We start from the raw sequence: 24,652 nt of genomic DNA on the forward strand, positions 1-24,652 counted from the left end.
AAGGAGTTTTTAGAATGAAAAAAAGTATCTTACTCGTTTCTCATAGTCAAATGATTACAGATGGGCTCAAAGAAATGATTGAGCAAATGGGTAAAAGTGAAAATGTCGTGCTCTTTTCTCTAGGTGGAACTTCTGACGGAGAATTGGGTAGCGATCCAACTAAAATTGTAGATGCTGTCAATGAAGCAACTGATAGTGATATCTTTTTTGTCTTCGCTGATCTTGGCAGTGCTGTCTTAAGTGCTGAACTTGCATATGATTTATTAGAACCAGAGCTACAAGAAAAATATGTTCTAGTAGATGCCCCCTTAGTTGAAGGCGCATTCGCAGCTGGAATCACAGCAAGTGTTTCTGATGATCCCGACCATATTGTCAATGAAGCAAAGCAAGCAGCAAAGAAAGGTTGGAACTAAAATGAAAAAAATCATTAATGAACCACAAAATATTATTGAAGAAATGCTTGAAGGAATGGTAAAAAGTTATTCAACACTTGTTCATCGCGTCGATGATTCCAGAGTCATTGCTAAAAATCAAACAGACAATGTGCAAGTCGGATTAGTTTCTGGTGGCGGAAGCGGACATGAACCTGCACACGCTGGTTTTGTTGGTGACGGAATGTTAAGTGCAGCTGTTCTAGGCGATGTCTTCACTTCTCCTACACCAGATCAAATTGAACGTGCTATCGAAGCAACCAATCAGGGAAAAGGTGTTTTATTAATCGTTAAAAATTATACTGGTGACATCTTGAACTTTGAAATGGCAAAAGATTTAGCCGAAATGAGCGATATTCCAACCGAAATCGTTGTCGTTGACGACGATATTGCTGTAGAAGATAGCACTTATACTGCTGGAAAACGAGGCGTTGCCGGAACCGTTCTTGTTCATAAAATTTTAGGTGATGCTGCACGAAACGGTGCTTCTCTAACAGAATTAAAAGAGCTAGGTGAAAAAGTTGTTCAAGCAACCAAAACGATTGGTGTTGCTTTGTCGGCTGCAACTGTTCCTGAAGTTGGAAAACCTGGTTTCACTTTAGCAGAAGATGAAATTGAATTTGGCGTTGGTATTCATGGAGAACCAGGCTACCGTCGTGAAAAATTACAACCTTCAAAACAATTAGCACAAGAATTAGTTGAAAAATTAGTTCAGGCTTATCCAGAAACACCTAAAAAAGTTGGTGTCTTGGTCAATGGTATGGGTGGCACTCCTTTAATGGAACAGTTTGTCTTTATCAATGATGTATTAACTTTACTTGCGGATAAAGAGATTGACGTTGATTTCCACAAGGTTGGGAACTATATGACCTCTATTGATATGCAAGGTCTTTCTCTGACATTGATTGATTTGACAACAACGGAATGGACAAACGCTTTAACCAGTCCAGTTGCAACCATTTCATGGGGCTAACTTAAGAGAATGATTGACAAAAGGAGAATGACAATGGATTTAACAGTTGAAAAAGTACAAGCATGGTTGAATGATTTTTCTCAAGAAATCGAACAAAACAAACACATGCTCAGTGAATTAGATACGCCAATTGGTGATGGTGACCATGGAAACAATATGGCTCGCGGCATGGCAGCTTATCAAGAAGCATTTGCTGCACAACAACCAAAAACCATTACTGATACATTTAAAATCTTAGCGATGTCTTTGATTTCAAAAGTAGGTGGAGCTTCTGGTCCATTATATGGTACGGCATTCATGAATTTTGCCAAAGCAACAAAAGAAGTTACTGCCATTACGAATGAAGAACAGTTAGGTGAACTTGTACAAGAAGGATTGAACGGAATCCAATTACGTGGAAAAGCCAATGTAGATGATAAAACAATGGTCGATGTTTGGGCTCCTATAGCCGAAATACTCAAAAAAAATCAACCTTTAACAGCAGAAGCAATCACAGCTGCCAAAGAACAGACAAAAGATTTACAAGCCAAAAAAGGACGTGCTTCTTACCTTGGTGAGCGCTCTATTGGTCATATTGATCCAGGTGCTGCTTCCAGCGCCATTTTATTCCAAACGTTATTACCTTATCTTAACTAGAAAGAAGCAACTGATTCCACGCGCAGTACGCGTGGTTTTTTTTGTTTCAATCGCTTTAGCGATTGAAACCGACTAAAGTCATTAATGAGAAAGAGACAAAGACAATCAAATTGAGTTGTCTTTGTCTCTTAGTATATATCTTGAATTTTTTTGTTGTTGGAATAAATAGTTTAATGCTACTACTATTCGAAAATACGCCTTTTTTTCATAAAAATATGGAAGTAATTTTTGAAAATCGATTCTTATTTTTTTGAGTGGAACACTTCTTTCACAGCTTCTTACTTACTCGTTACTGTCCCAATAATTTCGTTCACTTCACCATCTTGGCCAGTTGTTACTGAGAACGTATCGATTTTATCTGGGTTTGTGAAGACAACGATCATGTCAGCTTCTTTACCACTTGCTTTCAAACTTGCTAGATCGACTTTTGCAAGCATTTGTCCACGCCCCACTTGTTGGCCTTCTTTAACAAAGACAGTGAATGGTTCGCCATTTAATTGAACGGTATCGATGCCCATGTGAACTAATACTTCAACCCCAGAGTCAGTTACTAAACCAATCGCATGTTTGGTAGGAAAGACACTTGTAACTTTCCCAGCAACTGGCGCAAAAATTTCACCTGTTTCAGGAATAACTGCAAAGCCGTCTCCCATCATTTTTTGTGAGAATACTTCATCGCCGACTTCAGTGATTGGAATCACTTTACCAGTAGCTACAGCATATACATCTTGTGTTTGTGGTCCTTCAGGTTTGCTGATTTCTTCCGTAACTACTACTGTTCCTGCTGATTGACTAACAGGACTTCCATGTAATTTACTCATTTCATCAGCAACAAATTGAACTTCTGTCCCAACAATAACCTGGATATTTTGATCATCAATTACTTTCACCCCTGGAACACCAGTTGCTTTAATTTTTGATTGATCAACTTGTTTTGTATCTTTCACTTGTAAACGCAGACGTGTTGTACAATTATCGATTGATGTTACATTGCTTGCTCCACCAAGAGCAGCATAAATGTTATCTGCCAAAGCAGAAAACTTATCGTTACCAGTTGCTAAATCAGGCGTTTCTTCACCTGTACCTTCTTCACGTCCTGGTGTCATCAAGTTGAATTTCTTGATAACAAACATAAAAGTAACATAGTAAACGACAGCCATAACCAAGCCTAGTAAAATCAACATATATGGTTTATTCGCAATTGGTACGCGTAAACTTAAGAAGAAATCAATAAAACCAGCACTAAAGTTGAATCCTGCTGTCCAGTGGAAAAGTGCTGCTACAAACATTGAAATACCTGTTAAAGCAGCATGAACAACATACAATGGCCAAGCAACAAACATAAATGAAAATTCTAATGGTTCAGTCACACCTGTAAAGAATGAAGCAAATGCAGCTGCTAACATCAATGACGCTGTTTGTTTTTTCTTCTCTGGACGAGCACATTGATAGATAGCTAACGCCCCTGCTGGTAAACCAAACATCATTACTGGGAAGAATCCAGCTTGATACATTCCAGTAATCCCTTTTGTTCCTTCACTTGCCCAGAATTTACCAATGTCATCAATTCCTGCAAGGTTGAACCAGAATACATTGTTCAACGCATGATGCAAACCTGTTGGGATCAACAGACGGTTAAAGAAGCCATATAGTCCAGCACCCACTGCGCCCATTCCAGAAATCAATTCACCAAATGAAACAAGGGTATTGTAAACTGGTGGCCAAATAAAAATTAATAATGCCGAAATCAAAGTCATTACACCAGCAGTTACAATTGGAACCGCGCGCTTTCCACTAAAGAAAGATAAAGCCATTGGCAATTTTACTTTACTAAAACGATTGTACATTGCCGCAGCAACTAACCCAGCCAAAATCCCAATAAAAACATTTTTATTATTGATTGCGCCAAACGCAACATTTACTTGCTCGACATCAACTTTTGTGAACAATGCAACTGATGCACTACTTACTAAAGTCATCGGTGTCAAGAAAGCAACTAGTCCTGCCAAAGCAGAAGAACCATCTTTGTCTTTCGACATCCCTAATGCTAACCCGACCGCAAATAATAACCCTAAATTATCTAAAATTGTACTACCAGCTTTGATTAAAAAAGCCGCCAAAATATTATTGCCACCCCAACCACTTGGGTCAATCCAATAACCAATCCCCATGAACAAAGCTGCTACAGGTAATGTTGCAACTGGCAACATCAATGAGCGACCCATTCTTTGCATATAAGCTTTCATCTTTTTCTCTCCCTACTTTTTAATCACAAACGGCACTACGTAAGCGTTCGATGTGGATTGCTAAGTATCCCATTTCCTCACTCGTAATAGACATTTGATATTGTTTAAGTAATAAAACACGAATTTTCTTCGTCATTTCATAACTTGCTATATATTTTTTCTTGACCATTTTTAAAATATCTTCATCCAAAACAGCGTACTGTTGGTTCTTATAACGTTGTAATAATAATCTCAAATGATTTGCTAAACGCGTGTAGCTCAAAGACATCTCTTGTGTATGCAAATCAACCTCAAGTTCTGCCTCGATTAAACGAATCACATCTGAAATAATCGTCACTTCTCGAATACTTCGATGATTATTCAATTGATTTCTACGACTTGAATGGATATGAATGGCGATATATCCTGCCTGATCATAGGTAAATGGCACATCTAATGTTTTCGTCAAATGTTCCACTGCCCATTGTGCAATTTGAAATTCTTCGTCGTATAAAACTTCGATTTCTCGTAACAATTTGTTGCGAATTACGATACCATTTTTCATATTTTCAGCGGCAAATGCGATATGATCTGTTAGTGCAATCAAAATATGTTCATTCAACGGCTCCATCAAAATCGTTTCTGCGTGTTGAATGATTTCTTCAGCTGCAAATAAATATTTTTCATCGATTTGATTCAACAAATTTTGCAATCGAAGCTGTCCTTCTGGTTCCATGACAAAAAGGCGCTCGATGTCCTTCATAAAAATAAGGTCATTTCTTTTTTTATCAAAGCTGATCCCTTTTCCAATTGCAACTTTTTCTTGTCCGTCATCGTCTACCAACACGGCATTCTGATTAAAGATTTTTTTAATTTTCATAATGAGTTCCTTTTCTGCAGAAATAGGTTTTTGATTTCACAATTAATAATCATTTTCCAGAAATTTTTTGGCCTAAAGAATTTCTAGACAAAAGAAAAGCATGGAAAAATCACCTGGAAAATTTCTCTCCCACGTCATCTTTCCATGCCTAGTATGATCTAGTCACATGAAATCAATATTGTTAACACCTAAATTGTATAGACCAAATATCGTTTTGTCAACCGCTTTCTTTATTTTTTTTGTTGACTGTTGATTTAACTTAACTTTGGCCAGAATTCTTTGTTTGCTTCATGAAGCTCATCTAAAACTTTTTTACCCACCGTATAATTAGAAATTGTTTTGTTTAACATAACTGCTTCTAATGCTGTTTGATAAGAACCTGACAAAGCTGCATCGACTGTCATTTTTTCGTAAGCCTTCTGCATTTCCATCAGTCCTTTTTGGAAAGTTGGTATGTGTCCGACGGTAATTGTTTCTGCCCCCATACTTCCAACATATGCTGGAACTTCAATCACTGCTTCTGGATCAAAATTTGCGATTGAGCCTTGGTTTTTTTTGTTGACCGTAAAGCGTTCGCGCGTGTTATGGATAATAGCGTATGCAATATCCACAATATAATTTCCATGGACGCCTGCGTGCAAACTGGAATCTTTGGCACTGCCATTAGCAATCACGCGACGACATTCTTCATAAATTCGCTTTTCACGCCCTTGCATCACATAATCGCCACGAGTAAATGAGGGATCATCATGGGCAATCATTTCGTCTGGTGTTAAATAATACTGCAAGTAACAATTTGGAAAATATTCTGGGAACCGTTTGAATAAGCTAATCATCTGGCGATAGGTATCAATCCAATATTGATCTTCTTTCGTTTCATCATTTGATTGTAATAATGTATCGATTTTACCAGAAAGTACGTCTTCTCTTAAGATTGGTAAAAGGTCGGTTCCTGTCTCATCAATGATATTCGTCCACCAGCCAAAGTGGTTCATTCCAAAATACTTAAATGTTACGTCACGTAAATCTTTATTGAAATATTTGGCTATCGCACCTTCAATTGAAATCGGCATATCACAAATACACAATACATTTGCATCAGGAAATTCTCGATAGATTGCTTCTGAAAGAATGGCTTCTGGATTTGTATAATTGAGAATCCAAGCTTTTGGACAAATTTCTTTTACCTTTCGAATAATTTCTAATACTGCTGGAATCACACGCATAGCAAATGAAAATCCACCTAGTCCGCAAGTTTCTTGCCCTACAACACCATTGTTAAGACAAATTTTTTCATCAATTGCACGTTGTTTGTTCAAGCCTGGTCTAATTTGCATAAATAAGAAATCAGCATCCACTAACGCTTCATCAATGTTTGTTGTATAGTTAACTGCCACTTTTGAACCTAGTTCTTGATAGTACATTTTCGTATATTGACCAAGTAGTGAAACTCTTTCTTCATCAATATCATATAAAACTAATTCACTTAGATTTAATTCTTCTGCACGTTTTCGTAAAACCTCTAAAATTCCTGGTGATTGTGTTGAACCTCCACCAATCATTACAAATTTATTTCCCACTGTTGTCTTCCCCCATTCAGTTTAATTATTCATTTCTTTTAGATGCATCACATATGCTTCTACTTTTTCACGTTCTTCTTCAACACCCATCCCAATAATGATCTGGATATGCTTTCCTTTATCTACAATACCTGACGCCTTCACGTTTTGTTTCAGTAAGTCGATGTCAACTTTTTGTTCATCTTTTACATCTACTCGTAGACGCGTATAGCAGTTAACGATACTCTCAATATTTTCCGCACCACCTAAACCAGCAACAATTATTTGTGTTTGCGGTTCAAATTCACTAGCGATACCTGTTGTAACAACTGTTTCATCAAGTGCTGCAAGCTGAGTTTCACTTTTCTCGCGTCCTAAAGTTGGAATATCTAAACGAACAATCAATTGCTTAAATACGACATATTCTAAGACTGCCGTTGCAAGAAACATAATGGGGATCAAATATTGATGCCCGAGACGACTTGGAAATGCAAAGCTGTTGATAATCATATTGATTCCTGTATCAAATTGAATATTGATTCCTACTAAATTGGTGAAGAATAAGCTTAGTCCGTAAACAACTGAATGTGCTAACCATAAAACAGGTGACAAGAATAAAAATAAAAATTCTAATGGTTCAGTCACACCCGCTAAAAATGCCGTTGTAACCATTGGAATCAAAATAGCCGCAACCTTTTTACGATTCTCGATTCTGGCTGTTTTCCAAATAGCAAAAGCAATCCCGATAGGCAATGAAATCGAACCAAAATTAGATAGATAACCAATAGATGGATGCATTGACGTGATTTGACTCGCATTTCCCAATTCTGCCAGCCAAATATTGTAAGCCCCTTCATAAACTTGTCCTGCAATTTCGGCGCTTCCCCCTAATGGTGTATAAAAAATCGGCATCCATAAGAAATGATGTAAGCCAAGTGGTAGCAATAAACGATTTAAGAAACCATAAAAGAAAAATCCGGCTGAGCCAGCAGTTGTTGTTGCCTTAACTAAGCTTTCAACACCGAAATTAATCATTGGCCAAACATAAGTAATACCCATTGCAAACAAAATCGTAACAAAGACAATCAATAAGTAAACAGACTTTGTCCCAGAGTAAGGTGAAAGATACCGGTGTAACTTAATCTCACCAAATCGATTCACCATCCAGCCAACCATCACTCCTAATGAGATTCCTAAAAAGACCCCCATGTCTGTGACTTGGATTCCGAAGACCATTCCTTGACCAGTCCCATAAAGACCTTGCTCACCTGCGATTGCCAAACGATTCGTTAGTGTTAACCATGAATTGTTTGCGTATAAAAAAAGTAAGTAAGTAATAATTCCTAAAATAGCAGCGTCCGTTTTGAACTTTGGTTTTGCCAAAGCTGCAGCAATACCCACACAAAAAATCGCACTTAGCTGGCCAATCATACCTGAAGACAAAATGTTAAACACAAAATTCCCGACATCTTTGGTAAAAGTTGGCATCATCTCAAGTTTTAAGATCGCACAGACAGACAAAATAATCCCTGTAACAGCCATGAACATCACTGGTTGGATAATTGCCTTAGAAAAGACACTAGCCGATTTCATCACTTTCTCTTTCATTCTATTTCTCCTTTTTTAGTTTGGCTTTATGCAACTAAACTACTTGCTAATGATTGACAATCAAGTGACCTGCCGAAACCTCTTGATAATTACACAGCGTGATTTCTTGCTCGTCCAATAGATTTTTTAATTGTTCAGCACACAAAATTGCAACTTCTTTGGTTCGTTGAAGATGAAAACTTGAGCCAAAGTATAACGATTCATCAACAAATGCTGGATGAACCATCAATTCAGTCACCTCATCATCCTCTACTTGCTCCAATACTGATTGGATTTCGACTAAACAAGCAGCCATGTTTTCAGCAAATGATTGATTCAGATCACGAATCGAAGGATAATTCATCAAGTCGAGAAATCCACTGATTTGTTTTTGGTAAGGTAAGTTGATTTGTTTTTCCAAATCAAATATATTTCGAAAGCATAGCTGATATTTTTCAGCAATTTGTTTCGTAATCGCTAAATTTTCTGGGAACGCGTGCACATGATGATGGCTATCTAAATGGGTTAGTTTCAACCCGTTTTCCAACAAGTAATCGATTTGGCTTGACCATTCCTGGAAAATCTCTTCCTCTTTCATGAGCGGACGATTTTTTTTATAATCCTCCAACTGATAAAATTTCCCTTCTTCATTTGTTAATGACGTTGCAAGTGTCAATGGTTGGCCGCAAGTCAACACAAGATGCCCACCCACGCCAAGTCCCTGATTCTCTTTTGCAAGCTGAATCGCTCCGTCTCTTCCTGGCATGTTCGCCATCAGAGTAGTCGAAGTCAATGCTCCATCTTGATAGGCTTTGATAATGCCTGCGTTGACAGCTGCAGAATAACCAAAATCATCTGCATTGATAATTACTTTTTTCATACTTAACCTTCTTTCCTCAAAGAAAATAGATTCATACAATTGTATTTGCTTTCTTTATAGCCATAGTATAGTATCTTAATAAAGCGCATACAATGCTTATTCAACAGGATGATTTCGTTTTCACACACTGAAAATATTTTCAAGAGAGGAACTATTCAATGACAAAAATTTATTATCTTAATCGTTTATTTCCAAATAACTCATTTCATTCGGATGATGAACGAATGATTGAAAAAATTGTCGAAGCAATCCATAGTAATGAAGACTTGGATATTCGCAACATTGCCAAGATCAATTACACCTCTCCTTCATCAATCAGTCGTCTAGCCAAACGAGCAGGATTTAATAATTTCAAAGAACTTATTTTTTTTCTTTCCAATAAGTTCTCTGCCTCTTCAGTCAATCAAATCGAAGAACTTTCTTTTGTCACAACTAATCATGAGTGGGAAAAAATTGATTGTTACTTCAATGAAGCTTTTTCTGAGAGAAAGATTTATCTATTTGGCGAGGGATTTTGCCAGTTTCTCGTTGATTATACTTACCGAAAATTATTATTAAAAAAAATTTATGCGATCGACTTAGAGGGAGTGGAAATTAGCCTTGTTACTGACGAAACCCCACACACCTTGATTACTTTTTCTCAATCTGGTGAAAATCAAAATGGTTTGATCAAGATGAAAGAATGCAAAAATTACGGTGGACATGTCATCACGATCACGGCTAATGAAAATAGTAGCTATGCCAAACAAGGAGATCTCTCATTTCTGGTCGAAAGTGGTACGGCTGACTCTGGACCAGAAAATCAACAACTCAATTATTTTTTCGGTAATGCTTTAAATTTGATTGAGTACCTGATTGCCCGTTATACCAATTGATAACATTACTAAATTCACGGTTGTTTCTTCTTGCTTATTGAATTAACACATCGACTTTTACCAATCAATGGTGCAAAAAAGGACGTTAATCTTGTACTGACCGCCAAAACGTTAGATTTTTAATCTATCTTTTGGAAGTGGTACATCTCTTTACGTCCTTTTCTTATATCGTTTTTATTTTGTAACTCTTTCAATTTTTTCGTAGCAAAAGCAGGATTTATTTTTGTATTTTAGTCAATTATTTCCCATTGACTTCTCCAAGCACCAGTTTGAATAGAACTACATTCAAGATAGTCTAGGTTATTTTCTATATGGATTACTTGTGTCGGTTTCCAACGATTCACGAACCGAGTGTAATTACCAACTGTTTCTTTTTTCCACTGTGCGCTGTAATACGTTTCTGGCACTACACCGTGTTCGACATAACCTTTTTGATGCTCATTGTGTAGCAACTCATTTGTTTTTGTATTTTTAATCAAAAAATACTCACCTTTAGGAACTATTTGCCATTTTTCAAGATTTTCATTTGTCGTTGACAGAATCACCTTGTCTGATTCAGTAGCTAAACTAAGAAATTCGCCTGTTTCACGATTTTTAATTCCTTGATTTGGTATATCATAGCCCGCATCTTTTTTATAAACTCGTACATAGTCAATTGCCCATTCTTTAGGATAGACCTCATTATGTTTTCCTGATCCTGCGTCTGTGTATATATTTAAAATCATCCCCATTGGATAATCTGGTGCTTGATTAATTGTCCTGAACAATTGACCATCAAAATAAAATTTAAGTGAACCAGGTTCCCATTCCATACCATAAGTATGAAATTCATTAGTTAAGCTATCTACTCCAACTGCTCCTGGAACAACAGCTTCTGCACCGCCAATTGTTGCTGTTGTACTATCTGTCCACGATCTTGAAAAGAAAGGATCATTCCAACCATATGTGCATACTTGCCATAAGCCTTTCTGGCGATTTGCTTCTGTAACGTTCTTTGTTCCAACTGGTCGCTGAACATTTTTACTGTAATCAAAAAAAGTTTCAATAATATCAATTTCGCCTGTTTCTTTTGAATTTTCCCAATCATTCGTATCATTTTGCATGCCAACTAACCACCATGCTTGATGACCGCCACCACTACTATTGGATAATTTTGCTCGGATTTCAAAATAACCATACGTTGTTGCATACCCACCAGTTTTCTCATCCCCCAACAGTTCATTTTCAGGTGAGATAGGAGACATCAGTTTCTTGCTACCACTAAAATTATGAATCCAGTTTTTATTAAATGATTGAATGGCACTGGATTTGACGCCTGTTGTTCCGTATCCATAATTGTCCTTATCTAGCGTTGGTGCCCAAGCTTTTTGATCTGGTTGAATGGACTCAATCAATTTTCCATCTTCAAAACGATAATTCGCTTTAGCATCATCCGGATTATCTGCCCAATGTTCCAAATACTTGTCGCTCCATTTTGATTGATCTAAAGTTGGTCCATTGAATTCATCGTGAAAATCTAGGGTATAGCCGTTTTTTTCTGGAATTTGTTCCTCTGCTTCTACAACTTTTCCTAAAATCAATCCAACACTTGCCACAGCTAGTACAAAAAATAACTTTTTCACAAAAGAAACCCCTTTCATTTTTTTATCCAAACAAAGTGTAGCACAGCTTTTTAGTTGACTTGATTATGATTTGTTATCATGAATCTATTTTTACATTTTGAAAATAGTTGCAAAAAAAGAAATGAGAACCAAAGGCTCATTTCTTTTTTTCTAGCTATTTTCATTATTATTTAGCGGTAATACACTTCATCAAGAAATAGTCCTTGCGCTGGTACTGTTTCTCCCGCACTTTTTCGCACTTTTTGTTCAAAAATCTCATCAATAGCATCCACTGGCATTTTCCCTGCGCCAATCTCTAACAATGTTCCCATCATGATTCGAACCATTTTATATAAAAAACCATTGCCAACAAAAATAAAGTGAAGCATACCTCCATCTTTTTCAATCGTTATTTTTTCAACCGTTCTTGTTGTAGATTTCTTACTCTTCTTCAAGGCAGAAAAACCAATAAAATCATGTGTACCTACTAATCGTTTGCAAGCCTCGTTCATCTTATCCAAATCTAATTCTTGTGGAACATAAAAGCTATGATAGCGTTCAAAGGCTGTTGGAATTGGGTTATTCCAAACATAATAGCTATATTTCTTCCCACTGGCATTGTAACGAGCATGGAATCTTTCAGGTACTTCTTCCACCTTCTTAACGACAATATCACCAGGTAAGAACCGATTCAAAAATTCACACATTGCTACTCGGTCCATCGTGGACTCTGTCTTAAAATTAGCAATTTGTCCTCTGGCATGTGCACCGGCATCTGTACGCCCTGAACCAATAATCTCAATTGTTTCACCCGTCATTTGTTTTAATACGGCTTCAATTTTACCTTGAATCGTTTTATCTGAATCACCAAGGCGTTGCCAGCCAAGATAGCGACGTCCATCATACTCGATTGTTAATTTGATATTTCTCATTTTTTTGCTCCTCTTATTATGAATGATGCGTTGTGAATGACGCAAATTCGTTTCTTAACTCATCGCTCATTATACCAAAGATCATTGCTGGTATTAAAAAAATCAACTGTTTTCTACTAATCATCTTTCTTATGCCAAAAAACAATCAGAAACAACTAGTTGATCGCTGTTCTGATTGTTTGATTGTTTTTATTTTACAGACGCACTGGTTACCGCGTCTACTTCAGTTTCTTCATGTGTGCTAGCACTGGTTACTGCATCTGGTTTTTCATCATGAACAGACGCACTTGAAACCGCATCTTCTTTTCCAACAAGTTGTTGCCCCGTTTGTTGTAAGTACCACTCAATAATTGGCTTGAAATCAAGAATGTATTCATTGATTCCAGCGTACTCACCATTTTCATCATGCATTGCTTGGTAATTATGCACAATATATTTTTCTGGCACTTGTTTTGGTACATGAACCCGTACTGCGTCTGTTGCACCGCTACGTAGTTGTTGGATCACCCACTCTACATTCTTATACGATTTTTCTGGGTGGCAGTTGGCTAATGGATTCCCTACTTGACCTGGCACACGGGCAGCTAGCATCTCTTTTGCTTCTTGACGTAAATTGTAATATAAAAATTGGTTATTACTATCTGCAAAAGTTAATTCCATTGGCATTGAATCTAAAAAATAATTGATTTGATCCACGGTCAATAATCCACGATTTAATTTGACGTACGTCTTTCCAGAAACAGCACCTACTGCTGCCGAAGCTTTCTCTAACCAATAATCATCTGACATATCAACATCAGGTATTGTTGTCGCAATTGTTCCCGTTGCATGAAGATCTTCAGGCGGAAGTTTTTTGGGCCCTGCTAGTGTAGAAACTACTTTAATAAACTTCACAAAGCTTGCTAATGTGCTGCCCAAAAACTGAATCGTTCGTTGATCAATCAAGTTATCTTCTTGGTCAAATGCTTCTTTTGCTTTTCCTAATAAAAACTCATTGCCGGGCATCACTAACGCATTCACACCAGGTGCATCCAAGATTTGACGTAAGTGTAATTGCGCACGTGAAGTTCCTTGATCGTAATAAGAAGCACCCACGACCATTACAGGTTTATTTTCAAGTGGATGGATTTTAAATGATAGCCATTCAAGTACACTTTTCAATCCTGCTGGAACCGTATGATTATGTTCTGGTGTAGCGATGATGACTCCATCAGCCATTAATATTTTACGATTTAATTGTTGAATAGCAGGACTATTTGTTTGATCATCATCTTGATTGAATAAAGGTAAATCTTTGATTTCAACAAGTTCTAAAGTAAATAACCCACGATATTGTTTTTTGATAAATGCTAATAATTTACGGTTATATGAAAGTTCGGCTGCTGAGCCGACGATACCTATTAATTTCATCTTGTTTGCTCCCCTCGATTAAATCGTTTCCCATGAAAAGTTTTCAGCTTCACGTTTATTTGCTTGGTGCGCATGCTGCAACTGACTAGTGATTGTCACAAAGAGTAAGAAATCTTTGAATAGTTCGCGTAGCTTTGCAACTTGCTCTTCATCAACGAGTCGTCCTTGTTCATCAAAAGCTTGCAGGGAATGACCCAATAAAAATTCTGAACTTGGCATAATTCGTGCCTTTAACTCTGGTGAATCTAATATTTGGCGCAAATGTGCTTGCGCGCGTGAAGAGCCTAACGTGCCATAAGACGCTCCGGTAATCATCACAGGCTTGTCCACAAATGGAAAAATACCATATGAAAGCCAATTTAAGGCATTGATCAATGAAGCGGGAACCGCATGGTCATATTCTGGTGTGCTGATGATTACGCCGTCTGCTTGTTCAATTTTTTCAGCAATTTCTTTAACAGAAGTTGGTAGCTCTATTTTTTCAGGTTTATTAAACAGTGGTAACTCCTTGATTTCGACAATTTCAATTTCTGCTTCATTTACAAAATAGCTTTTCATAAATTGTAATAATTCACGGTTTGTTGACCGCACTGAATTTGTTCCTACTAATCCAATAAATTTCATCTTCGTTCTCTTTCCTTTCTAACATCAATCTCTGACAGTTTATACGAACGAAACTTTTTCAAATCCGCTTGTATAAACGAATTGGTTCTCTTTTGTTACAATTGCTCCCTCGATTCCCGTTTGTATTTCAAGCGCTTTCAACACTTCTGAAGCAGATGCACCAAATAAACGCGTAGTCCAGATTTCCCCATCTACGGAAGAATCAGACAAAATAGTTAAACTTGCTAGTTCATTTTTAACTGGAAAGCCAGTTTTCGGATCAATGATGTGATGATAAACTGACGAACCATTTTGCAAGTAACGTTCATAGATGCCAGAGGTGACTAGCGATTGATTATTTAACTTGACTACCGCTAGCGAATCTTCACGCGAACCTTTAGGATTTCGCAAGCCAATACGCCAAAACCCATCTGGATGTCTCGGCGCTTCACCAAAAACAACAATATTTCCTCCTAAGTTGACTAAAGCAAATGCAGCTTTTCGTTCACGACAATATTCAACTAATTTATCTGCAATGTACCCCTTTGCTAACGATCCCAAATCAATCATCATTCCTGGTTTTGTTAGGAAAACACTTTTCATTTGTTCATCTAATTGAATTTGATGTGGATCTGTTAATGGTAGTAGCTCAGCTATCTCTGCTTTTGTTGGAACTAGTGCGTCTTCAAAACCAATATGCCACTTCTGTACAACTGGACCAATCGCAATATTCAAGTAGCTATTTCTCACACAACTATGTTCTTTCCCTACCTTGATTAGCTCAAAAAGTTCAGGATGGACAACAACTGCTTGTTGTCCAGCAGCCCGATTAATAGCCATTAATTCAGAAGTTGCATCATGTGCACTGAAGCGATGCTCGTAAACGTGCAACAACTTGTCTAGCTCTGCTAGTAACTGATCTGGTTTTTCATGTCCAACTTGTAACGTAATTGTCGTCCCCATCATTTGCCAGACTTTCGTTTCTTCAATCACCTGATTCATTTCTGTACCTTCTTTACTTGAACTACAAATTCGATGCAACTAATTTTTGTTACTGTTTTCACAATCCGAGGATACGCCTGCTAATTTTATTTGTCAACCATTTTTATATATTTTTTTATATAACTCTGTTGTTATAATATATTTTTTTATATTATTAAAAAACAAATAAGGGGAAGCAAACAACACATCTTTGTGTCTTGTTCGCTTCCCCTTAACTATGATTTTCTATTTGATGACTAAAAATTATGCAACGACAGACTGTAATCAAGCCCAATTTACAGCGTATTTTGCGCGAATTATAACTTTATTTTATTACCTTATCTTGTTGCTAGACTCTTCTATTCCTAATCATCTTTGGTAAATTTGTTCAAAATGAGAAGTTATCATAACAAAAATAATTTTTTTCCTTAATTAACCAACAGAACCTTTTTTTTCATAAGATTTAATTCATCAATCAATTTTTTGTTTTTATTAATTTTTGCAAAAGCTAGTGCATCTTGAATCAATTCGAGAACTTCTGCCTTCGACTTATTTTCGGCTTGTGCGTTCTTCGCTAATTGAGCAGCAGCTCGAGCTAGATAATAAGTTAAATGGTTGTCTGAACAAATGTCGATTGCATAATTTAGCAAAGCATCACTTGTTTCCAAATCACCATCTTGCGCAAAAAAAACACCACAATGAAAGACGATGTTTAGCACCCGCCAGGTGTCTTCTGTTGTACGAATCGGATACGTATAGATTTTTTCAAACACGCGATTGAAATAAACTTCTGCCTTCTCCAATTCTTTTTCTCTAGCATAGACCATCCCAATCCCTGTATATGCCAGTAAACGAAACAATGTATTCGCCGTTTCTGCCATCAACAACTGATCAAAATGGAACAACACATCCGTGATCGATGCATTCGTAAAAATCATTTCAAACCCTTTTAGATAGTAGTAACGTGCAATCAAATCAGGATCATCGATCACCTTAGGATCAATAGCTGCTAAAATCTGTGTCAATTGTTCATATTCACTTGTAATCAATGAAAACTCTGCTTTTTCTAACTGTTCGTCCAGTTGTGTATTGATTACATTCATCGAAGAAAAAAGTTCGACCAGTGGAAGATTGATTCGATTACATAATTTAATTAAAATTTTTAACGAAGGGACTTGACCATTATTCTCAAATTTACTCAATGTCGCTTGTGTACAAATTCCTTCAGACAACTCTTTTTGAGATAAGTTCGCAGCCTTTCTTGCCATAATAAATTTTTCAATGTTCATCATTTTCTCTCCAATCAGACCTCACAACAAAATCATTTCTGTCTCGATTTTAGCATGTTTTCTTTGGGAATGCTTTACTTGGTTAAGATATCAGGTACTTTTTTACTGCTATACATCCGATAGAAGTTTCACTTTTATCCATGTAAAAAAAGTCCAAGAATATCAACCAATCTTTTGGCGCTGATCCTTTTAGAAAACTGGCTGAAAAAAAGAACAAAGACAAACTAAAAAGGACTCTGTGAAGATGCTTGCAGAGTCCTTTGTTACCATTCATTTTTGAATGATATTTAGTTATTTTCTAGTTGCTTTCTTCTATAGTTATTAAAAGAGATAAATAGTCATAAGGTTTGATTGTTGTTAATGCTTGTTTTCTTTCAATCGCATTTACCACGTCACCCATTTTCAAAATTTCTTTTGGCAGAGTGACTTCTTTTGCAGACGGATTAGCGAAACGAACTACATAATGACCTTCATTAAAATAAGATGGATAAATCGCTGACACAAGTAGTTCCTCGGGAAATTCGATCAATGAAAACTCTCTTGGGATAGTTAATTCGTTTTGTAATGGCCAAATCTTATTGTCTATCCGATGAATAAAGACGTTTAAACTTTGTTTTTGATAGGAAATCGATTGATCTAAACGTGACTCGGCTAGTTTTGCGACTTTCCATTCATCAAAGGCCCCTTGACTTACTGTAAATCCAAAAGTAAAGTGATGTTCACCTATTTCCTGCGCAAGTGGTGTCTGCATCATGATATGCCCTTCATTCGTCGTATCACCGGAAGCACGCCCTGGCCGCCAGCTAAGGTTGGGTTTTCCAAGTTCACCAGTTGTCGCCATCAATGTGATGTACAATTTTCGACCAATTCGTTCATACTCCTTCAAGCCATCTGCATAGACAGTTACATAGGCGTTCTCATTTGCAACCGAAACACTTTTATCAAAAATTTCTAAATTTACGGGCTTTTCAACCATTCGTTCTTGCCAATCTGCAGGAATGACATCCGGTTTATTTTCGATAAAACCATTTTGAATTTGAGCAATCGATTTCTCAGAGTCATCTAGAACATTCACTACCATTCGAATACGATGTGAGTAAATAGTATTTTTTATTGTAATAGTACCCTCCACAACTTCTCCAACACCGATGCTTAGCGTGATTTCATAGTCCAACTCGACTTCCTCTGGCTGTTCTGCTAATCGATCTTCCAAATTTTTTGGCAGCTTAGTCTTTCCAGTAATAATCAAGGTTTCTTTAGAAGAATCCAGTGACACTTCTGCTTTGTCAAAGTTCAACGGGACTTCGTGATCTCCTTCAAGTGGTGAATAATCATAAGTATCGCCAGCATTTCCTGAATCAACCAAACGAATAAAATCAGTGTATTCAACGTCTCCGACTGTCAGTATCAGAGAGCCATCACTAAAAGCAATGGCTAACGCATCATTTTTGATTTCCGTCTTATTCGTTTTTATAGCTTTCTCTAGTTCAGCTTCGCTCTCTTCGAATTCAACAATCGTATATCCTAAGGCAGGGACTTCTACCTCTACTTTGACATCCAGCTCGTAGTAAGCTGGTTCGTCAAAATATTCATACCCAATGGCCGTCATTCGATAAGCATTTTGACGTTCAGGATAAAATAGTTCTTTTTCAACAATGGCATAAGAGCTTCCTTTGAATTGAATTTTTTTTGAATTAGCAACAATATGAACCGTTTTTGGCCCTTGATACTTTGTCGTTGTCGTATTGAATACTAAAACTTGATTGGCATCTAAATCTAAAGCATCTGCGATTCGTTTGACGATTAGGTTTTCTATTCCATCTGCGATTTCATTCGCTTCCTTGATCCTATGGTTGATATCCTCCATGACATTATCAGAAACACATCCGCCGATACTGTCATGCGCTTGATTTTCTAACACTTTTTTCCATAAACGACGTAGCAAACCTTTTCCGATACGAATCCCATTTTTTTCAGCAATCAGCATCATTGGTTCAATCCGTTTCAAAATCTTTTGTTCGAGTTTGAAATTAGCCAATTTCATCTGTGTCCGAACAGAACCAATCGAACGATGAACACGAGAGTAAACGGGTTGTCTCAATTCTCCTTCGTAATGTGGCAAGTTCTTTTTACTACGAATGACTTCAACATAAGAAGGATAATCCGAAATTACATTGTCATACTTACTTGAATGATTTATTTCATTGATGATTTGATCAAAGTTAAGTACCATTGACTTTTGATCCACACCAGATGGAACCAAAATATCTTCATTATTCCCATGTGTATGAAGCATTTCCACCGCAACATCCAACTTATCTTTCACAAACTTAGGCACATCATGAATGGCATCAAGATTCATCATGCCAGTCATATACCCATACGGAAAGTTCATTGCATAAACAATTTTATCTCCTAAACCTTTCCAAATAAAATAGGGTGACGGTGTCATCGTTTCAAAATTCAATCCCCGCCAACACATAAAATTATCAATTTCTGCTTGCTGCAACAATGTTGGTAAGTTTGCATTAAACCCAAATGTATCCGGTAAGTATCCCACCATCATTGGTTCACCATATTTATTAATGGTGTCGCTGATACCGATCATTAAATTACGCAAAATAGATTCTGCATCAACTAACAAAGCATCTGTTTGCGCGTACCAAGGCCCGACAAAGAGCCGACCTTCTTTCATTAATCGTCGAATTGTTTCTAGTTTCTCAGGATTGACTTCAACATATTCATCAACAATAGACGTTTGACCATCCAAACAAAAATTCACGTTTGGGTTACGTTCTAATTCATCCAAAACTTCAGTAAATACTTGATCGGATAATACGATGGCATCTTCTTTTGTAAAATACCACTCGCGATCCCAATGAGTATGTTGAATGACGTGTGCTTTTACCATTTACGATTGCCCTACTTTCTTTATTCGACTGATGTTTCTTGCGTCGTTTTTAGATTTTTCTTATATTTGATTGATTTCAAAGCATTGACCATTAACGCAGTAATCATTCCGCCAACTGCAATAGACACGAGGTATAATGGAATATTTGTGACAAATGGAATCGCCATGAAAGTTGAAAGCATCGTTTCTTGCGTAATTCCAAAGAAACCACTCAAACCACAGCCGATTGAAGTTCCAACCACAATACTAGGAATCACACGTAATGGATCTTTCACCGCAAAAGGAATCGTTCCTTCTGTGATACCAACTAACCCCATAATCATTGCTGTCTTGGCATTATCACGTTCGGCATCATCATATAATTTTTTATTCAATAAAGTTGCTAAGAACATGCCAAATGGCGGAATCGCAATAGCTAACAGCATTGCTGTACTTGGACCAAAACTTCCACTTGAAAATGACGCAACCCCAAAAGCATAGGCAATTTTATTGATTGGACCACCCATGTCAAAGGCCATCATGGCACCTAAAATTGCGGACATTAAGGCCGCGTTGACACCAGACATTCCTTCTAACCAAGCTGTCAATCCTGCTGTCATTCCTTGAATTGGCGTTGCTAATACATACCATAAAACTAACCCTACTACTAAAGTTGTTACAAAAGGAATCAACATGATTGATTTTAAACTGATTACTTGCATCGGAACTTTTACTTTTTTCAATGCATTTGCTAAGTATCCACAAGCTAACCCAGCAACCATTCCTCCAATAAAGCCCATTCCTAAGTTTTGACACATCATACCTGTAATAAAAGCAGGTGCTAAACCAGGACGATCAGCAATGGAATACGCGATATAGGCCGAAATCATTGGCACAATAAATTGTAATCCTGTTTGACCAATCATTCGCAAGACACCCCAGAAAGTATCCGTTTGATCCCAAACGCCAGTCCCACCAAATATTACAGCAATTGAAGTCAACAAACCTGCAGCTACTACTAGTGGAATCATATAGGAAACTCCACTTTGGAAATGGTTTAATATTTCTTTTCCCTGTTTCTTGATATCCATTGATCCTACCTCCAACAAATTATTAGTTATTGATTCGTGCAATTGCTTCCTTGATTGTTTCTTCTCCATCTTTTACCACTTCAGAAGTACTCACAGTAAGAATTTCTTTTCCGTCAAAGCGACTGCGCTCTGCCACGTTTGTATCTACCGCAAAGATAACTACATCGGCATCAGCAATTTCTGCCTCAGACAATTTATTTTCCATTCCCATTGCGCCTTGTGTCTCAACCTTGATTTCAATACCATTTTTCTTAGCAAATTTTTCCAAGTTTGCTTTTGCCATATAAGTATGTGCGATTCCTGCGATACATGCTGTTACTGCAACCATTTTTGTCATATTCCTTCTCCTCCAGTTATTAAAAAGTCAATGCTTTGATTAACTCCTCTTTATTTTTTGATTCTTTAATCTCCTTCACAAAATCATCATCCATTAGTTTGCTAGATAACTCTGCAAGAACACGTAAATGCTCATTTCCCTTATCAGCTTCTTTGATAGCTAATAAGAAAACGATGTTTACTGGTTGATCGTCTAAAGAACCCCAGTCAACTTCATTCTTTAGTTTGGCAACTGCAACCGTTGAATCAACTACCGATTGACTTTTCCCATGCGGAATCGCTATGTTATGGCCAATTCCTGTTGTCATATGTTCTTCTCGTTCAAAAACATCTTTTTTAAATTGATTAACTTCAGAGACAAACCCGTTAGCTGTCAATAATGTTGCTAATTTATCTACTACTTCTTCTTTAGAGCCAGCCTCTAAGTCTAATACGACATTTCGTTCGTCGATTTTTTCACGTATCATCTATACCGCCTCTTTCAATATTTTTACTAATTCTTCAAAAGAGGAACTAGCTCTTAGTGTTGTTAGGGCTTGTTGGTTCGAAACAATTTCATTAAATGTTTCATACAAGCTGTTTAATTCAGGTTTTACCTGTTCGTTTAACGCGAAGAAGAATACTGAATGGACAATGGTCCCGTTCCAGTCGATACCTTGCGGATTAACATAAATACTAATAACAGGTTCATTGACATACGCTATCTCTGCATGAGGCATTGCAAAATCGTTGAGTGCAGTAGAAGACAACGTTTCTCGTCGAGTGGCGCTTTCTAAGATACCTACTTTCGCATAGCCTTTTTCTTGAAGAGTACAGGCAATTGTTTTAAGAACATTTTCCTGAGTATCTTCTTTTTTCTTGCTAAAAAAACAAAACTTCTTATCAAGTAATGAGAAAAATGCACTTTCTGGATCTAATGAAACTTTCAAGTATCGTTGAACTCTTTGGATATCTGTTTCAAGCATCAGTGGACTTACGACTACTACCGGAAATTTAGCATTCTTGATCGGAATCGTACTGATTACTAATTCATCTGTGATATTTTCTTCCTGAAGTTCATTGATACTTAAGACTTTTTTGATTTTTACCGAATCTGCAAAATTTCTATTGATTCGCTGTTCCAATAATTTTGAAGTTCCATATCCACTGCTGCAAACTAACAACACATCAGATTTATTAGGTCTATACCTGTCCAAAAAGGATTGGATATGAAGTGCCACATAAGCAATTTCATCATCATCAAACCTCACCAAAAATTGTTTTTCTGTTTTTTCGAGCAACTCGACACTAAGAAAAAAGGCTTGTTTAAATGATGATTTGATTTTTTCTGTATACGGATTATGGATATTCACACCTAAACGCAATCGCTTAACAGCTGCATTGAGATGAAGGACGAGGTTATTAATGAGTTCTGCGTCTGCACTAAACTCATTCAACTCGTCAAGCACCAGTTGCTTAAGTTGCTCCCCCATATCAAGATTAGGTAAAGCAGACTCACTCAAATTATGGTTCATGGCATTTTTTTCAATCGCTGAGATATGAATATCAATATATTCTTGCTCATATTTAGGAATACTAAAATGAAAGTCTTTTTCTAACATATCAATCAAATAGCTAGTGTTTACTAAAATTTCTTTTTCTGCTCCATCTTCTTGTACTAAAAAATTATTAGAATCAATTCGTTCCAGTGCGATCGCTAGATGAATCGCTAGCGTCTGAAACTCATAATCCGTAAATTGTAACTGGGTTTCTTCCATGAAACGATTAAGAATCATTGCTACTTTTTTCAAAATTTTCTTATCCAAAAAATTATTTGCTTCGCCTAAGAGATTAATATTCAAATCCAATAAATCTGATTTATTACTAGAAGCAGTAAAACCGCCCCAATAATAATTCAATACTTCTGACATTAGTTTGCGCTTGCCCTTCTCACTCGCATTGATTTTCAAACCATTTCGGTCAGAAACCACTACCATTCCGTGCTTCATCACTCTCTTTTTTACTTCTTTAATTGTACTTTCCATCGTTGATCTGCTAACAAAAAGCTCATCTGCAAGATCTTGTATTTTCAAAGAACCATTTGTATTCAGTAACTTGGCAAATACATAAGTGATGCGATCTTCTGATGTATCCACTTTAGTAATCTCAAAATCTGGCAGTAGTTTTCTTAAATGTTCTTTGTCACCTACTAAGGAAACACCTTTTTTTGGTTGGACAACAATTTGTAGATTTATTTCCTTTTCAATTACAGCTTTTAAATTAAAAATAGTTTTACTAATTGTTTTTGTCGAAACTTGAAGTTGCTCAGCTAATTCTTGATAAGTGGTGTGATTATTTTCCAACAGAAAATTTAAAATTCTCATTTGACGATCGTCTAACTTGATACCCACGTAAGCACCTCCTGAATACATTTTTATTTTATAACCATTGTTTGCGCTTTCATACAGAATTTAGTTCATCATTAATGTGGAACTCCATCAGGTATCTAGCAATTATCAAGAGGATTTTCTACAAATTCACATAGAAAAACCAATATTCTATAAGTTAATTTGTCTTTCTCTTGTAAAAAAGATTAGTAAAAAACAGGAGGCGTGACAAAAGATTTGTCATCCCTCCTGTTTCCAAATAAATGGTGTTCTTTATTGATTGGAGCTGGGCACTTCTTTCACAACCTTCTTTTATTTACATCGCTGAAAAAATAAATAAAGCTGATGCGAATGTTTAATCTTCTTATATCTTTGAGGTTGCTTCTGATAGAATTGTTGATGATGATTTTCAGCTGGCCAAAACGTTTTTGCTTGGCGAATCTCTGTGACGATAGGTTGGCTATATCGTTTAGATTGAATCAGTTGTTCTTTTGACTTTTCAGCCAATCGTCTTTGCTGTTCATTTACAACAAATAGAATTGAACGATATTGTTTTCCTCGATCCTGAAATTGGCCAAAGGCATCTGTAGGATCTGAGATTTGCCAATAAATTTCCAGTAATTCTTCATACTTTATTTGGCGTGTATCAAAGATGATTTCTACAGCTTCCACATGCCCAGTATAGCCACCACTGACTTGATCATAATTAGGTTCTTTGGTTTCTCCCCCTGTATAACCAGATAGTACTGAGAGCACACCTGGTTTTGTTTCAAAAGGTTCAACCATGCACCAGAAGCAGCCTCCGGCAAAAATCGCACGTTCTTGATACAAGGTTGAAGTTATCTTATGTTTACTGTAATCATAAGCTCGCGCGCTCGCCGACTCCCCCGTAATCCTTAAATAAAAATCCATCACATCTGGTGTCAAATTATCTCGCAATGCTAAAGGACGCAAGTTGACTTCCAGTTTTTCTATTGCTTGCTTCGTTGGCATCCTTGCACTATTTTCTTTTGCTTCTTCAAATTGTGTTCTTTCCCATTCCCTTGTGTTTGGATTCAAAATAAGATTATAAATATCTGCTTCCACCTGTGTTATATCCAACATAAA

Annotated in this window: 21 protein-coding genes; 4 read left to right on the top strand and 17 right to left on the bottom strand. The window is 36.8% G+C overall.

Going from position 1 to position 24,652, the window contains the following annotated elements; translation table 11 throughout:
• Positions 1-14 precede the first annotated feature (14 nt).
• The 3 genes from dhaM to dhaL are packed head-to-tail and all read left to right on the top strand — an operon-like array spanning position 15 to position 2,040.
• Positions 15-413 (top strand): dihydroxyacetone kinase phosphoryl donor subunit DhaM, encoded by a 399-nt coding sequence (dhaM, locus tag JZO71_RS10310; protein ID WP_206899408.1) that lies wholly within the window; start codon positions 15-17, stop codon positions 411-413.
• 1 nt (position 414) lies between these two features.
• On the top strand, positions 415-1,404 hold the full coding sequence (gene dhaK, locus JZO71_RS10315) for a dihydroxyacetone kinase subunit DhaK (RefSeq protein WP_206899409.1): 990 nt from the start codon (positions 415-417) through the stop codon (positions 1,402-1,404).
• Between the two features lie 33 nt (positions 1,405-1,437).
• On the top strand, positions 1,438-2,040 hold the full coding sequence (dhaL, locus tag JZO71_RS10320) for a dihydroxyacetone kinase subunit DhaL (RefSeq protein ID WP_206899410.1): 603 nt from the start codon (positions 1,438-1,440) through the stop codon (positions 2,038-2,040).
• A 278-nt stretch (positions 2,041-2,318) separates the two neighbouring features.
• Here the strand turns inward: dhaL and nagE are convergent, their stop codons facing one another.
• From nagE to JZO71_RS10345, 5 genes are all read right to left on the bottom strand, one after another.
• Positions 2,319-4,286 (bottom strand): N-acetylglucosamine-specific PTS transporter subunit IIBC, encoded by a 1,968-nt coding sequence (gene nagE / locus JZO71_RS10325; RefSeq protein ID WP_206899411.1) that lies wholly within the window; start codon positions 4,284-4,286, stop codon positions 2,319-2,321.
• A gap of 19 nt (positions 4,287-4,305) precedes the next feature.
• Positions 4,306-5,145: a PRD domain-containing protein gene (locus JZO71_RS10330; protein WP_206899412.1), complete on the bottom strand. Its 840-nt coding sequence runs from the start codon at positions 5,143-5,145 to the stop codon at positions 4,306-4,308.
• 254 nt (positions 5,146-5,399) lie between these two features.
• On the bottom strand, positions 5,400-6,725 hold the full coding sequence (locus tag JZO71_RS10335) for a family 4 glycosyl hydrolase (RefSeq protein WP_206899413.1): 1,326 nt from the start codon (positions 6,723-6,725) through the stop codon (positions 5,400-5,402).
• Positions 6,726-6,746: 21 nt separating this feature from the next.
• A complete protein-coding gene (locus JZO71_RS10340; RefSeq protein WP_206899414.1) occupies positions 6,747-8,312 on the bottom strand; it encodes a PTS transporter subunit EIIC in 1,566 nt (521 codons plus the stop codon).
• Between the two features lie 46 nt (positions 8,313-8,358).
• On the bottom strand, positions 8,359-9,171 hold the full coding sequence (locus JZO71_RS10345; protein WP_206899415.1) for a carbohydrate deacetylase: 813 nt from the start codon (positions 9,169-9,171) through the stop codon (positions 8,359-8,361).
• Between the two features lie 158 nt (positions 9,172-9,329).
• On the opposite strand from JZO71_RS10345, the gene JZO71_RS10350 reads away from it, so the two are divergent.
• Positions 9,330-10,046 (top strand): MurR/RpiR family transcriptional regulator, encoded by a 717-nt coding sequence (locus JZO71_RS10350; protein WP_206899416.1) that lies wholly within the window; start codon positions 9,330-9,332, stop codon positions 10,044-10,046.
• A 230-nt stretch (positions 10,047-10,276) separates the two neighbouring features.
• Here JZO71_RS10350 and JZO71_RS10355 read toward each other — a convergent pair whose 3' ends face one another.
• The 12 genes from JZO71_RS10355 to msrA form a co-directional block, all read right to left on the bottom strand.
• Positions 10,277-11,668: a family 16 glycosylhydrolase gene (locus JZO71_RS10355; RefSeq protein WP_206899417.1), complete on the bottom strand. Its 1,392-nt coding sequence runs from the start codon at positions 11,666-11,668 to the stop codon at positions 10,277-10,279.
• Positions 11,669-11,838: 170 nt separating this feature from the next.
• Positions 11,839-12,579, bottom strand: coding sequence for a tRNA pseudouridine(38-40) synthase TruA (truA, locus tag JZO71_RS10360; protein WP_206899418.1), 741 nt, complete (start codon positions 12,577-12,579; stop codon positions 11,839-11,841).
• Between the two features lie 189 nt (positions 12,580-12,768).
• Entirely contained in the window at positions 12,769-13,989 is a 1,221-nt protein-coding gene (locus tag JZO71_RS10365; protein WP_206899419.1) for an NAD(P)H-dependent oxidoreductase, read from the bottom strand.
• A gap of 18 nt (positions 13,990-14,007) precedes the next feature.
• Entirely contained in the window at positions 14,008-14,613 is a 606-nt protein-coding gene (locus tag JZO71_RS10370) for an NADPH-dependent FMN reductase (protein WP_206899420.1), read from the bottom strand.
• Positions 14,614-14,652: 39 nt separating this feature from the next.
• Complete coding sequence (locus JZO71_RS10375) at positions 14,653-15,594, bottom strand: FAD:protein FMN transferase (RefSeq protein WP_206899421.1); 942 nt, start codon at positions 15,592-15,594, stop codon at positions 14,653-14,655.
• Positions 15,595-16,001: 407 nt separating this feature from the next.
• Positions 16,002-16,862: a helix-turn-helix domain-containing protein gene (locus tag JZO71_RS10380; protein WP_206899422.1), complete on the bottom strand. Its 861-nt coding sequence runs from the start codon at positions 16,860-16,862 to the stop codon at positions 16,002-16,004.
• Positions 16,863-17,160: 298 nt separating this feature from the next.
• On the bottom strand, positions 17,161-19,773 hold the full coding sequence (locus JZO71_RS10385; protein ID WP_206899423.1) for a glycoside hydrolase family 38 N-terminal domain-containing protein: 2,613 nt from the start codon (positions 19,771-19,773) through the stop codon (positions 17,161-17,163).
• Between the two features lie 20 nt (positions 19,774-19,793).
• A complete protein-coding gene (locus JZO71_RS10390) occupies positions 19,794-20,843 on the bottom strand; it encodes a PTS fructose transporter subunit IIC (RefSeq protein WP_206899424.1) in 1,050 nt (349 codons plus the stop codon).
• Positions 20,844-20,865: 22 nt separating this feature from the next.
• A complete protein-coding gene (locus JZO71_RS10395; RefSeq protein WP_206899425.1) occupies positions 20,866-21,180 on the bottom strand; it encodes a PTS fructose transporter subunit IIB in 315 nt (104 codons plus the stop codon).
• A gap of 19 nt (positions 21,181-21,199) precedes the next feature.
• The gene (locus JZO71_RS10400) at positions 21,200-21,646 is read right to left on the bottom strand and encodes a PTS sugar transporter subunit IIA (RefSeq protein ID WP_206899426.1); all 447 of its coding nucleotides are present in this window, start codon (positions 21,644-21,646) and stop codon (positions 21,200-21,202) included.
• Complete coding sequence (locus JZO71_RS10405) at positions 21,647-23,569, bottom strand: PRD domain-containing protein (RefSeq protein WP_206899427.1); 1,923 nt, start codon at positions 23,567-23,569, stop codon at positions 21,647-21,649.
• A 288-nt stretch (positions 23,570-23,857) separates the two neighbouring features.
• Positions 23,858-24,649, bottom strand: a complete 792-nt coding sequence (gene msrA / locus JZO71_RS10410; RefSeq protein WP_206899428.1) for a peptide-methionine (S)-S-oxide reductase MsrA — start codon at positions 24,647-24,649, stop codon at positions 23,858-23,860.
• Between the last annotated feature and the right edge of the window lie 3 nt (positions 24,650-24,652).

It is taken from the genome of Candidatus Enterococcus courvalinii (assembly GCF_017315945.1).
In the GTDB taxonomy this organism is placed as follows: domain Bacteria; phylum Bacillota; class Bacilli; order Lactobacillales; family Enterococcaceae; genus Enterococcus_B; species Enterococcus_B courvalinii.